13 protein-coding genes are annotated in these 13,326 nt (G+C 49.7%); 1 reads left to right on the forward strand and 12 read right to left on the reverse strand.

Going from position 1 to position 13,326, the window contains the following annotated elements; all coding sequences use genetic code 11:
• Positions 1-25: 25 nt before the first annotated feature.
• A complete protein-coding gene (gene rlmN, locus ACXAH4_RS12300; protein WP_474882074.1) occupies positions 26-1,144 on the reverse strand; it encodes a dual-specificity RNA methyltransferase RlmN in 1,119 nt (372 codons plus the stop codon).
• Between the two features lie 443 nt (positions 1,145-1,587).
• On the opposite strand from rlmN, the gene ACXAH4_RS12305 reads away from it, so the two are divergent.
• Positions 1,588-3,723, forward strand: coding sequence for a M3 family metallopeptidase (locus ACXAH4_RS12305; RefSeq protein ID WP_474882075.1), 2,136 nt, complete (start codon positions 1,588-1,590; stop codon positions 3,721-3,723).
• Positions 3,724-3,839: 116 nt separating this feature from the next.
• Here the strand turns inward: ACXAH4_RS12305 and ndk are convergent, their stop codons facing one another.
• From ndk to cysE, 11 genes are all read right to left on the reverse strand, one after another.
• The gene (gene ndk / locus ACXAH4_RS12310; RefSeq protein WP_070125710.1) at positions 3,840-4,271 is read right to left on the reverse strand and encodes a nucleoside-diphosphate kinase; all 432 of its coding nucleotides are present in this window, start codon (positions 4,269-4,271) and stop codon (positions 3,840-3,842) included.
• Positions 4,272-4,431: 160 nt separating this feature from the next.
• The gene (locus ACXAH4_RS12315) at positions 4,432-4,845 is read right to left on the reverse strand and encodes a SufE family protein (RefSeq protein WP_119503435.1); all 414 of its coding nucleotides are present in this window, start codon (positions 4,843-4,845) and stop codon (positions 4,432-4,434) included.
• Positions 4,846-4,866: 21 nt separating this feature from the next.
• Positions 4,867-5,388 (reverse strand): putative Fe-S cluster assembly protein SufT, encoded by a 522-nt coding sequence (gene sufT / locus ACXAH4_RS12320; protein WP_474868554.1) that lies wholly within the window; start codon positions 5,386-5,388, stop codon positions 4,867-4,869.
• 24 nt (positions 5,389-5,412) lie between these two features.
• Positions 5,413-5,769 (reverse strand): HesB/IscA family protein, encoded by a 357-nt coding sequence (locus tag ACXAH4_RS12325; protein ID WP_474882077.1) that lies wholly within the window; start codon positions 5,767-5,769, stop codon positions 5,413-5,415.
• 12 nt (positions 5,770-5,781) lie between these two features.
• Positions 5,782-6,999, reverse strand: a complete 1,218-nt coding sequence (locus ACXAH4_RS12330; protein ID WP_474842618.1) for an aminotransferase class V-fold PLP-dependent enzyme — start codon at positions 6,997-6,999, stop codon at positions 5,782-5,784.
• Entirely contained in the window at positions 6,996-8,255 is a 1,260-nt protein-coding gene (gene sufD, locus ACXAH4_RS12335) for a Fe-S cluster assembly protein SufD (RefSeq protein WP_474882078.1), read from the reverse strand. The genes ACXAH4_RS12330 and sufD overlap by 4 nt, the downstream gene beginning before the upstream one ends.
• Positions 8,252-9,013 carry a Fe-S cluster assembly ATPase SufC gene (gene sufC / locus ACXAH4_RS12340; protein WP_119502019.1) on the reverse strand — a complete coding sequence of 254 codons (762 nt, stop codon included), beginning with the start codon at positions 9,011-9,013 and terminating at the stop codon, positions 8,252-8,254. Before sufC ends, sufD begins: the two co-directional genes overlap by 4 nt.
• 2 nt (positions 9,014-9,015) lie before the next feature.
• Positions 9,016-10,452 (reverse strand): Fe-S cluster assembly protein SufB, encoded by a 1,437-nt coding sequence (gene sufB, locus ACXAH4_RS12345; RefSeq protein ID WP_303573030.1) that lies wholly within the window; start codon positions 10,450-10,452, stop codon positions 9,016-9,018.
• Positions 10,453-10,744: 292 nt separating this feature from the next.
• On the reverse strand, positions 10,745-11,911 hold the full coding sequence (locus ACXAH4_RS12350; protein WP_474882081.1) for an IscS subfamily cysteine desulfurase: 1,167 nt from the start codon (positions 11,909-11,911) through the stop codon (positions 10,745-10,747).
• Complete coding sequence (gene iscR / locus ACXAH4_RS12355; RefSeq protein ID WP_119502022.1) at positions 11,908-12,396, reverse strand: Fe-S cluster assembly transcriptional regulator IscR; 489 nt, start codon at positions 12,394-12,396, stop codon at positions 11,908-11,910. The genes ACXAH4_RS12350 and iscR overlap by 4 nt, the downstream gene beginning before the upstream one ends.
• A 102-nt stretch (positions 12,397-12,498) precedes the next feature.
• A complete protein-coding gene (gene cysE / locus ACXAH4_RS12360) occupies positions 12,499-13,320 on the reverse strand; it encodes a serine O-acetyltransferase (protein WP_474847874.1) in 822 nt (273 codons plus the stop codon).
• Positions 13,321-13,326 lie beyond the last annotated feature (6 nt).

Genomic DNA, 13,326 nt, shown 5'->3' on the forward strand with positions numbered 1-13,326 from the left:
AAGCTCCTACCTCTTAATTAATTCCTTACTGCGCCATTTTTACTGAAATCGCTTCACCTTTCATCTGTTTCTTTAACATTCGTTTCGTACGGTCGACCACATCGCCTACTAACTGACCACATGCAGCATCAATATCGTCGCCACGGGTTTTCCGCACAACCACTGTCAGGCCATAGCTCATCAGTACTTTGGCAAAACGGTCAATACGGGAATTGCTTGAGCACAGGTAAGGTGAACCCGGATACGGATTAAACGGGATAAGGTTAATTTTGCACGGTGTTTCTTTCAGCACTTTTGCAAGTTGGTGCGCCTGGTCGGTACTGTCATTTATGTTCGACAGCATAACGTATTCTACGGTTACCTTGCCCTGATTCGCGCGGGACTTACTGAGATAACGGCGTACACCGGCAAGAAACGTCTCAATATTGTATTTCTTATTGATAGGAACGATTTCATTGCGAAGTTCATCTGTCGGAGCGTGCAGAGAAATAGCCAGCGCTACGTCAATCTGATCGCCCAGCATATCCAGCGCAGGAACAACACCTGAAGTACTCAGTGTGACACGACGTTTTGACAGACCAAAACCAAAGTCATCCAGCATTAAATCCATAGCAGGTACAACATTCTTAAGATTGAGCAATGGCTCACCCATGCCCATCATTACCACATTGGTAATGGGCCGCTTAGATGTATCTTTCGACAGGCCCAGGAAGGTTGCCACACGCCATACCTGACCGATAATTTCGCTGACAGACAGATTACGGTTGAAACCTTGCTGCGCCGTGGAACAGAACGTACATTCCAGCGCACAGCCAACCTGCGAGGATACGCAAAGGGTGGCCCGTTCTGCTTCAGGGATCCACACAGACTCTACTTCCTGTCCGCCTTCCAGCGCCAGAGCGAACTTAATTGTACCGTCGCTGGCTTCCTGGTAGTAAGCAATTTCAGGCGCAACAACTTCTGCATTTTCCAGCAATTTAGCCCGCAGGTTTTTATTAAGATTACTCATCTCATTAAAATCGCTGACACCTTGCTGATAAATCCATTTCATCACCTGGTCAGCACGGAAAGGCTTCTCGCCAATGTCAGCGAAAAATTCCCGCAAAGCTGTGCGGTTCAGATTTAAAAGGTTTGTCTTTGCCATAAGTCGTCGATGACCCCGAATTCTGTCTTAATCATATTCATAACGTGCAGCAGTCCGGCCCCGTAAAATGCAAAGATACATGCCGTGCGGGGAGCGAATAAATGTCTTCCGTGAGAGCTTGCCGGTGACGGCGGAAGAAACCGCCTGAAAGGGCCCGCAGGAACGGGCGGTAACAGTGAAAATTCGCTTTACCGGCACTGCATTGACTGCACAAATTTTAGCCGCGCATTCTATCATAGGGAAACCGGCTTAGAAAGCGGTGAAATCTGAGTTTTCACGATAAACATGCGGTTCAGCGGGACTGCTAATATTGTCCGCTCACGCCGGTGTTGCTAGAGTAGGAATGAAGCCGGTTTTCAAAGGAACCTGTGTTCCTCTATGAAGCCTCTCACCGGTTACAACAATAACCCGGAAAACAAACCGGGACATCAATGGAGAACCTAATGCGAAAGTCACTAATGGCAACAGCGATAGCTGCCGCACTGGCACTGACCGCCTGCAGCCCTGCCAAAGAAGAATCCCACTCTGCCACAGCGTCTGCTGAGGAGAAAACGGTGCAAGCTGAAAACGTGCTGTTAAAGCCCAGCACACTGGACTATCAGGCGCCGGATTTCGATAAAATCGAGACAGCGAATTATGAACCAGCTTTTGAACTTGGCATGGAAGAGCATACTGCTGAGATAGATGCCATTGCAGGTAATGAAGCTCCGGCCACGTTTGAAAATACCATTCTGGCAATGGAAAAAAGCGGTGAGTTGCTGACCCGCGTTGCTACCATTTTCTTTAACTTATCCAGTATCATTTCTGATAAAGAAATTCAGCGTATTGAAGCTGAAATGTCACCGCGCCTCACTGCGCACAGTGACAGCATTCATCTGAACAGCAAGTTGTTTGAACGGGTAAAAACCGTTTATGAAAATAAAGACAGCCTGAATAAAGAAGACAAGCGTCTGACGGAAAAAACCTACGAGCAGTTTGTCCGCGCCGGAGCCAACCTGACTGAAGAGCAGAAAGCGAAGGTACGTGGCATAAATGAGCAGATCACAAAGCTGCAAACTCAGTTCTCGCAGAATATTCTGGCATCATTTAAAAACGACACCATCATCGTTACTGATGAATCTGAACTGGCCGGTCTTTCTGACAGCGACAAAGCGAGCCTGAAGTCAGCGGCAGAAGGTGCGGATAAAGAAGGCTATATGATCAGCCTGGTTAACACCACCCGCCAACCCATTCTGACCAGCCTGGAAAACCGTGAGCTGCGCAAGAAAATCTGGGAGAGATCAGCGAACCGTGCGATGGATGTCAACGGCCCGATTATTCTGGAACTGACACACCTTCGTGCTGAGAAAGCAGCATTACTGGGTTACCCTAACTGGGCCTCCTATGCCATTGAAAACCAGATGGCGAAGAAACCTGAAAATGTCTTTAAGATCCTGGACGACCTGGCACCGCAGGCAGTGGAAAAAGCCAAAGAAGAAGCGGCTGCCATTGAAGAAGTCATGCACGCTGATGGCGTAACAGGTGAGGTACAGCCGTGGGACTGGGCGTATTATGCTGAGAAAGTCCGTAAGGCAAAATACGATCTGGACGACAGTGAAGTTAAACCTTACTTCGAACTGAACTCCGTGCTGGAAAACGGCCTGTTCTTTGCGATGGAAAAGCTGTACGGCATTACCTTTAAAGAGCGTACTGATTTACCTGTGTATGTTGATGACGCCCGTCTGTTTGAAGTCTTCAACGAAGATGGATCTAACATTGGCTTATTCTATTTCGACCCTTACGCCCGTGAAGGCAAGAGCGGTGGTGCATGGATGAGTGAATTCGTTACCCAGTCGTTCATGAATGGTACTAAGCCTGTTGTTTACAACGAGCTTAATATTGTTAAGCCGGCGCCGGGTGAACCCACATTATTGTCTTTCGACGAAACCACTACCCTTTTCCACGAATTCGGTCACGCAGATCACGGTCTGTTCTCGCTGGTAAAATATCCCAGCCTTGCCGGCACGAACACGGCCCGTGACTTCGTTGAATTCCCGTCTCAGTTTAATGAAGACTGGGCTATCGATCCTGCAGTACTGGCAAACTACGCCAAACATTACAAAACCGGGGAACCTATTCCTCAGGCTCTGCTGGATAAAGTTATGAAAGCTGTCAGCTTCAACCAGGGCTTCAACACGGTGGAATATCTGGCAGCCGCTCTGCTGGATATGGAATGGCACATGATTGGCGCGGATGAGGAAGTCAAAGATGTGGCAGCTTTTGAAAAAGCAGCTCTGGAGAAGCACGGCATTGATTATGCGCCGGTGCCTCCCCGCTACAAATCCGCCTATTTCAGTCACACCTTCGCCGGTGGCTATTCAGCCGGTTACTATGCTTACCTGTGGACAGAAGTGCTTGCAGCAGATGCCTTTGCCCATATGGCAGAAAATGGTGGCCTGACCCGTGAAAACGGCGATCTGTTCCGCAAGGAAATTCTGTCTAAAGGCAATAGTGAAGATTTGATGGAGAACTACGTTGAGTTCCGTGGTCAGGAGCCTACAGTAGATGCGCTGATGAAACGTCGCGGTTTAACTGACTAAGCAACGGCATGAAACAGGCACAGCGATAAACTTTGTTGTGCCTGCTTCTCAGACACTGTGTTGCAGACACAAAAAAGGAGAGCCTGGGCTCTCCTTTTTTACGCAATCGTTAAAAATTAACGGGTGCGCGGGCAGATTTCTTCGTCAGAGAAGAAGTATGCGATTTCACGTGCAGCAGATTCCGGTGCATCAGAACCGTGTACCGCATTTTCGTCGATAGACGCTGCGTAATCAGAACGCAGAGTACCCGCAGCTGCATCAGCCGGGTTAGTCGCGCCCATGATTTCACGGTTTTTAACAACCGCATTTTCGCCTTCAAGTACCTGAACCATTACCGGACCAGAAGTCATAAAGTCTACCAGCGCGCCGAAGAAAGGACGCTCTTTGTGTTCTGCGTAGAAACCTTCAGCCTGTTCTTTGCTCAGGTGCAGCATTTTAGATGCAACGATGCGCAGACCAGCAGTTTCAAAACGGTTGTAAATTGCACCGATTACGTTTTTAGCTACCGCATCAGGCTTGATAATAGAAAATGTACGCTCAAGAGCCATTCTTCTGTCTCCAATGAATCATTAAAATTTTGGCCGCGAATTATAGGCAATTCCAGACCAGTTGACCAGAGGGAATCGTCAATCACTTCCCTGCCATTTGACGCAGCCGGAAAGTGTAGTCATACAGTGATGACGATTTTATGACAATACGCTCAGAAAATCAGTTAACTGAACGTTTGGCCAGTGCCTGAATTTTCGCAACAATAGCTCTTAAGCCGTTACCCCGTGTGGGGGTAATATGGCGTTCAAGATCCAGTTCTGCAAAGTACGCATCAACATCAAAATCCAGGATCTGACGGGGCGTTTTGTTATTGTACGCCGCCATAACCAGGGCCAGTAATCCCTGAACAATGACTGCATCGCTGTCTACAGAAAATTTAACCAGACCATTTTCAACCCGTGACTCAAGCCACACGCTGCTTTGACAGCCTTTAACCAGTTTATCCGGCGTTTTCTCATCGTCCGGCAACCCGGGGATAGATTTACCCAGGTCGATAATGTACTGATAACGTTGTTCCCAGTCATCAAAAAAGGCCAGATCATCAATAATTTCCTGGCTACCGGGGAGTGACATTGTCATGTTGAAAACCTTTTCTTAGAAAAACAAACCGGCTTCGAGCTGTGCTTCTTCGCTCATTTTATCGCGGGACCAGGGAGGATCAAACACCAGTTCAACCTGCACTGAGTCTACGTGAGGCACCATACCGATGCGATATTCCACGTCGCCTACCAGTACCGGTCCCATGCCGCAGCCCGGGGCAGTAAGAGTCATGTCTACAGCAACAGATTTTTTATTCTGGTCCACAGACACTTTATATATCAGCCCAAGAGACACCAGATTAATCGGAATTTCCGGATCATAAATCGTTTCCAGTGCATCCCAAACCTGTTGCTCATCGATATTGCCGTCTGCCGGTGCATCAAAATTCAGTACCATCGGTTTACGGCCAATGGCATCAGCATCAGTCCCGTCGATACGATACATATTACCACGCCAGGTGATGGTGTAGTTGCCACCCAGTTCCTGAGTGATAGAGACGAACTCCCCGCCGGGAATGGTAGAAATTTGCCCGGCCGGAACAAGGCGTGCTTTGCAGTCACGTTCCGTGACTACCATTTTTTGTGCTTTAGCCAAAACGTATTAACCGATATTGAAGCTTTCGCCGCAGCCACATTCGTCCACGACATTAGGATTGTTGTACTTGATTACGCCATTGATCCCTTCCTGAACGTAATCAATTTCGGTATTTCTGACAAACTTCACCGCATCTTTCGCTACCGCCACCGTAAGGGCATCGCTGGCAGAAACCAGTTCGTCATCTGCTTCAGGGGCATCGGCCAGATCCAGCACATAAGCGTAACCGGTGCAGCCGCTGACCTTAGTAGACAGGCGGATAATGCTGCCTGGTCTGGATGCGACTTTTTTCTCAAAGTGCTTTACCGCACTGTCGGTCAGAGAAATAACGGTAGTAGAGGGTATAAACGTTTCTACGGACATGTTGCCTCCTTATCAAGCAAGCATCATATGCGCCTTACGAAGCGCACTGAACAGAACGTCCACTTCATCAAGGCTGTTATAAATAGAAAATGATGCGCGGGCCGTGCCGGGAATATTAAACTTCTTCATCAGCGGCTGCGCACAGTTATCACCGGTACGGATAGCAACGCCCTGCTGATCAAGAATGTAACCCACATCAGCCGGGTGAATGCCGTCAAGAATAAAGCTCATTACACCCATTTTAGCCGGTGCAGTACCAACAATTCGCATGCCATCAAAGGCTTCAGCCTGTTCATGAGCACTGGCCAGCAATGCCTTTTCATGGGCCTGTACTGCATGGGTATCCAACGCTGAGAACCAGTTAACCGCAGCGGCAAGACCTACAGCACCGGCAATATTCGGCGTTCCGGCTTCAAGACGGTTAGGCAGTTCGCCCCAGGTCGCATCCTGATAGGTCACATCGGCAATCATTTCACCGCCGGTGAGCCATACGGGCCAGTCCTGCAATACGTTTGCCCGTCCCCACAGCACACCAGTGCCGGTAGGGCCAAATAGCTTGTGGCCGGAAAAGGCATAGAAGTCGCAGCCAATATCCTGTACATCAACACCGCCATGAGCAATGCCCTGAGCGCCGTCGACTAACACCAGTGCCCCATGCTCTTTCGCTTTCGCCGTGAGCAGTTTCACCGGGTTCAGCGTACCCAACGCATTAGAGACATGGGGAAAAGCCACCAGGCGGGTATTGGTGTTCAGCAGCGCAGTAAAGGCGTCGGTATCCAGCTCACCGGAATCAAAGATGGGCGCAACTTTTAATGTGGCACCGGACACCTTACAGGCTTGCTGCCAGGTCACAAGGTTCGCGTGGTGTTCCATTTCAGTTACCACAACTTCATCACCGGCTTTCAGCAACTGACCCAGGCCTTTCGCAACCAGATTAATGGCTTCGGTAGTACCGGCAGTCCAGATCACTTCTTTACGGTCATTCGCGTTAATAAACGCGGCCACATCGTCACGGGCTTTTTCAAACCGTCGCGTGGCTTCATCAGATAGCGCATGAGCACCACGGTGCACATTGGCATTCGTGGTGGTGTAGAAATCCATAATGGCATCCAGCACTGCCTGCGGCTTCTGTGTGGTTGCTGCATTATCCAGATAAACCAGCGGTTTGCCGTTCACCTTGCGGCTGAGGATCGGAAATTGCGCCCTCAGGGCCTGCACGTCCAGACTCATTTTACCTCCATAGAGGCAAAACGTTCGCTGAGTTTGGGCAGCAGCCAGTCAGCAATGGCTTCTTTCGGAATTTGGGTAACCAGTTCCTGAATAAAGCCGAAATTCAGCATGACCAGCGCCTTACTGCGGGGAATACCGCGGCTCAGCATGTAATACAGTGCCGTATCATCGATTTCTGCAACCGTAGCGCCGTGAGCACATTTCACATCATCCGCATAAATTTCAAGCTCAGGCTTGGTGTTAATCAGCGAACGGCGCGAAAGTAACAGGTTACGGTTATTCAGCTCTGCCAGTGTTTTCTGGGCATCGCGGTGAATATGGATACGACCGTTAAATACAGCGCGGGCACCGTCACCTACGATACCGCGGGCATTTTCTTCTGATGTACCATTCGGAACAGCGTGCTCCAGAGTAGTATGCAGGTCGAACAGTTCACCTTCCGCCAGCAGATAAATGGCGTTCATTTTCGCATTAGCGTGCTCACCGGCATGCCAAACGTCGATATCAAGACGACTGAGTTCACTGCCGTAACCTACCAGTGTGCTGTTCAGGCTGGCTTCTTCACCGAGCTTAAAGTGACTGCCACCGATTTGCTTCGCTTTACCGGTAAACAGGGCAAAACGATAGTGTTCCAGCTGCGCATGATCTGCAATGCTGTATTCAGCAAATGCCGTCGTCAGGCTGTCAGCCGCGCCTTCACCGTGTTCAATAACTGTCAACTTAGCCGCTTCCCCCAAACGCACCAGTACGCGGGTATGGGCATCGCCTGCCTGAGTGCTGAGGTTCAAAACCCTAACAACCGGTTTGATTTTTGCCCCTGCAGCGACATCGATGAAAACACCTTGTTTAGACACGGCGTCATTTACCAGTCCGAAGGTGTGACGGGCAGGTTTAATCTTCGCAAAAATACTTTTGATAGCCGCCTGTTCATCGTCACCGGCTTTTTTCAGTGACTTGATTTTCAGGCCTTTAGGCAGTGACAGGTCACTGATATCAGTCACCAGCTTGCCGTCAGCGAATACCAGATCGATAGTATCCAGCTTATCAATCTGCGGCACAGCAGGTTCATCTGTCACCTTCGCTTTAATTGCTTTACGTTTCTCAACGCTGGTCAGCGGGGTAAAACGCCATTGCTCGGCACGCTTACCCGGCCAGCCCTGCTCCTGCAGAGCTGCCAGTGATTTTTTGCGCTGAGAAGAAAGGAAGTCAGAAACATCCTGAGCGTTGTCAATGACTTGTTCCAGCCATTGGCTCATGCTTCACTCTCCTCGTATTTCTTACCTAAGAAAGCGTAACCGTTTTTCTCAACTTCCAGCGCCAGTGACGCATCGCCGCTCTTGACGATTTTGCCGTCAGCCAGAATGTGTACGAAGTCCGGTTTGATGTAGTCAAGCAGACGCTGATAGTGGGTTACCACGATGAAACTGCGCTTGTCGTCACGCTGGCTGTTTACGCCGTCAGCGACAACCTGCAACGCGTCAACGTCCAGACCGGAGTCTGATTCGTCGAGAATACACAGCGACGGCTCAAGCAGAATCATTTGCATGATTTCATTACGCTTTTTCTCACCACCGGAGAAGCCTTCGTTTACGCCACGCTTAAGGAAATCCAGCGGCAGTTGAACCTGCTTGCAGGCTTCTTTGGCTTTCTTGAGGAATTCTGCTGCAGTCAGTGGCTCTTCACCACGCTGTTCGCGCATCGCATTCACCGATTCCTTCATGAATTCCATGTTAGAAACACCCGGAATTTCTACCGGATACTGGAATGCCAGGAACAGACCTTCACGGGCACGCTCTTCTACGTCTAAATCCAGTAAGTCTTTACCGTTCAGTTCTACCGTACCGTCAGACACTTCGTAGCCGTCACGGCCAGACAGTACATAGCCCAGCGTGGATTTACCCGCACCGTTAGGGCCCATGATAGCGTGTACTTCACCCGGACCAATCTCCAGATCCAGACCTTTAATGATGGTCTTTTCTTCGACGCTGGCATGTAGATTAGAAATTTTTAGCATTATTACCCCACTGAACCTTCAAGACTAATTTCGAGCAGCTTGCCAGCTTCAACGGCAAATTCCATTGGTAGCTCTTTGAATACTTCTTTACAGAAACCGTTAACGATCATCGACACGGCTTTTTCCGCGTCCAGACCACGTTGCTGGCATAAGAATAACTGCTCATCGCTCACTTTCGACGTTGTCGCTTCGTGCTCTACGATGGCGGTAGGGTTTCTGCTTTCAATATACGGGAATGTGTGTGCACCGCACTGATCGCCGATTAACAGCGAGTCACATTCGGTAAAGTTACGGGCACCGTCTGCACGGGGGCCCATCTGCACCAGTCCGCGATACGCATTATTGCTCTTACCTGCGGAGATCCCTTTCGAGATAATGGTGGAGCGGGTATTTTTACCCAGGTGAATCATTTTCGTACCGGTATCGGCTTGCTGGCGTCCACGGGTCAGCGCTACTGAGTAGAATTCACCCACGCTGTTATCACCTTTAAGTACACAGGAAGGATACTTCCAGGTAACTGAAGAACCGGTTTCAACCTGAGTCCAGGAAATCTTGGCATTGGTGTGACAAATACCACGCTTAGTCACGAAGTTATAAATACCGCCTTTACCGTCTTCGTCACCCGGATACCAGTTCTGCACCGTTGAGTACTTAATTTGTGCGTCATCCATGGCGACCAGTTCAACCACTGCGGCGTGCAGTTGGTTCTCGTCGCGCTGAGGTGCAGTACAGCCTTCCAGATACGACACGTAACTGCCTTCTTCGGCAACTATCAGCGTACGCTCAAACTGACCGGTATTTTGTTCATTAATACGGAAATAGGTAGACAGCTCCATCGGGCAACGAACGCCTTTTGGAATAAATACGAATGAACCGTCGGTGAATACCGCACCATTCAGTGCAGCATAGAAGTTATCTGTACGCGGTACCACAGAGCCAAGATACTTCTTAATGAGCTCAGGATATTTGTGAACAGCTTCAGAAATCGGGCAAAAGATAACACCGGCTTCTTCCAGCTTTTCACGGAATGTAGTCACAACCGACACTGAATCGAATACCGCATCGACAGCGACGCCCGCCAGCATTTCCTGCTCGTGCAGAGGAATACCCAGTTTTTCGTAGGTACGCAGCAGTTCAGGATCAACCTCGTCTAACGACTTAGGTTTGTCCTTCATACTCTTCGGTGCGGAATAGTAAGAAATAGCCTGGAAGTCCACTTTAGGATACTCCACATGGGCCCACTCCGGTTCTTCCATTTGCAGCCATGCGTTGTAGGCTTTTAAACGCCATTCAAGCATCCACTCCGGCTCACCTTTCATTTCTGAAATGCGTCGGATAACGGATTCGTCCAGTCCACTTTCGAAGGTTTCCGATTCGATTTCAGAATAGAAACCGGCATCGTACTTACGCGATAGTGCCTGATCGATCTGTTCACTCATTATTGGATCTCACCTGTTTGCCTGAAATTGCGGGTCCATTTCATTACAAAGCCATGTCGGTCTTGCTTTGCATCACTGAAAACAAAACATTGTTTGTCAGCCGGACCAGCGCGATAAATCGGTTAAATTGTATAATACCTGAGTAATCCACTCAAGAATTGCTCCGGGCGCTATACGCTGACAGACCGCTGATGCCGCGCCGGAAAAAGCGTGCGCATCATGCCCGAAACAGGCCGTCAGTTCAATGTTTACACGGTTGTGATATGGTCAACCGCCCGGTCGTTTGTGCTTGCTACTGTGCGCTGCGAAGTGTGGTAACCACACTGCTTACCTTGCTGATCACGTATTCAATGTCAGCCTGTGTGGTATAACGTCCAACCGTAAAGCGAATCCCGCTGTGCGCCAGCTCCGCACTCATGCCCAGTGCAGCCAGTACATAAGACGGCTCAAGGCTGGCAGATGTACATGCAGAACCTGATGATACGGCAATATCATTCAGTGCCATCATTAAGCTTTCGCCATCTACGCCACCAAAGCTGACATTCAGATTTCCCGGCAAGCGCTGTTCTGCGTGACCATTAAGATAGACGTTGTCTAACTGGCTGATGCCCTGCCAGAGCTGGTCACGTAAACCACGTATCCGCTGACTTTCTTCAGCCATTCCGGCCTCAGCCAGGGCAAAGGCTTCACCCATTCCAACTATCTGGTGAACAGGCAGCGTGCCGGAACGCATGCCCCGCTCGTGGCCTCCGCCGTGAATTTGAGCAGAGATTTTCGCTTTAGGTCGACGACGCACATACAACGCGCCAATACCTTTCGGACCATAAATTTTGTGTGCTGACACTGACAACAAATCAATATCAAGTTCACTGAGATCCAGCGGCAGCTTTCCGGCAGATTGCGCAGCATCCACATGAAACAGAATGTCTCTTTCGCGACATAACTTACCGATGGCTGCAATATCCTGAATCACACCGATTTCATTGTTCGCATGCATCACGCTTACCAGAACGGTATCGTCCCGCATAGCGCCGGCAATCTGTTCAGGGGTAATAAGACCATCGCTGTCCACAGCCAGTACCGTAACCTCAAAGCCTCTTTCAGCCAGTGCATCGCAGGTATCCAGCACGGCTTTATGTTCAGTGTTAACGGTAATGATATGCTTACCCTTGCTAAAGTTAGCTTCAGCAGCACCTTTTATCGCCAGGTTGTTGGACTCAGTGGCTCCAGAGGTAAAAACAATTTCTCTGGGATCGCAATTGAACACATCGGCAATTTGATTACGGGCGATATCTACCGCTTCTTCAGCAATCCAGCCGTAGCGATACGTACGGGAGGCCGGATTTCCAAAGTTTCCGTCCATGGTTAAGCACGCCATCATTTTCTCTGCCACACGGGGATCGACCGGTGTGGTGGCGGCATAATCTAAATAAACGGGTTGTGTACGGGTTTGAGTCATGACAACTGAATGCTAACCTTGATGTCTTCCAGAGGTTTAATGATGGATGTTTGCTTATCCTGGCGCCCGGCCACTTCCTGCACTTCACGCTGAGACATCAGTTCACCCAACGTAATGGAATCCAGAAACACGCTGATACGGTCGCTCAGATCCTGCCAGAGGCTGTGCGTCAGGCAACGTTCACCGCCCTGACAATCAGCCTGTCCCTGACAGCGGGTAGCATCAACGGATTCATCTACGGCGCGGATGACTTCACCCACAGCAATTCGCATGGCATCGCGGCCCAGCAGATAACCGCCGCCCGGACCACGTACACTGTCTACCAGCTTCTCTTTACGAAGTCTGGAGAACAGTTGCTCTAAATATGATAATGAAATTTCCTGACGCTCGGAAATGTCAGCCAGCGGCACGGGACCGCGGGTTGAATGCAACGCAACATCCAGCATAGCTGTAACGGCGTAGCGCCCTTTTGACGTTAATTTCATGACTTTCTCCCAGCCTTTTTCAGGCGGGAATTGTTACATTCCCGACTAAAATGGTCAAGTATTTAACCTGGTAAATTAGTCAGGTATTATCTATCAGCCTAATCAGATTTTCGGGTCAAAATCGTCCTGTACTTCACCCTGCTGGGGCACCACAGGATCAATCCCCGTATCAGCGAAGTCTTCAGCTTTAATGGCATGCAGATTGTCAGTACACACATCACCGCCCATTGCGCGGATAACGCCGCAAAGTTCTTCCACCTTATTGTCCATCTGGTGAATATGCTCAAGCATAACGCCCATGGCATTGGCCACCGGGTCCGGATTGTCAGTAGAAACGGCGTAGGCATCGAAACCGTATTTCTCGGCAATCTGGTGGCGACGGGTAACTTGCGGATCATCTGATGCAGTTTTTTGGGTTTTAACGATGCGTCCGGGAATGCCCACCACCGTTGCTCCGGCCGGTGTATCCTTGACAACAACCGAGTTAGAGCCGATTTTTGCCCCTTCAGCAATCACGATGGGGCCAAGCACTTTCGCACCGGCACCGACGACCACGTTTTTCTCCAGGGTAGGATGACGTTTTCCGGCCTTCCAGCTTGTACCACCCAGCGTTACACCATGATACAAAGTGACGTCATCGCCAATAACCGCCGTTTCACCAATGACAACCCCCATGCCATGGTCGATGAATACTCGTCTGCCAAGTGTGGCGCCCGGGTGAATTTCGATACCCGTTAACCAGCGGCTGAAGGTAGACAACGTGCGCGCCAGCCATTTTAAGTCGTGTTTCCACAGTTTATGACTGATCCTGTGCAGCCAGATGGCATGCAGGCCGGGGTAATTGGTCAGTACTTCAAAGGTATTCCTTGCCGCAGGGTCACGGTGAAAGACGCCTTTTATATCTTCTTTTATTCGCGGAAACACGGTACA

Source organism: Alteromonas sp. ABV2_168 (assembly GCF_056161165.1).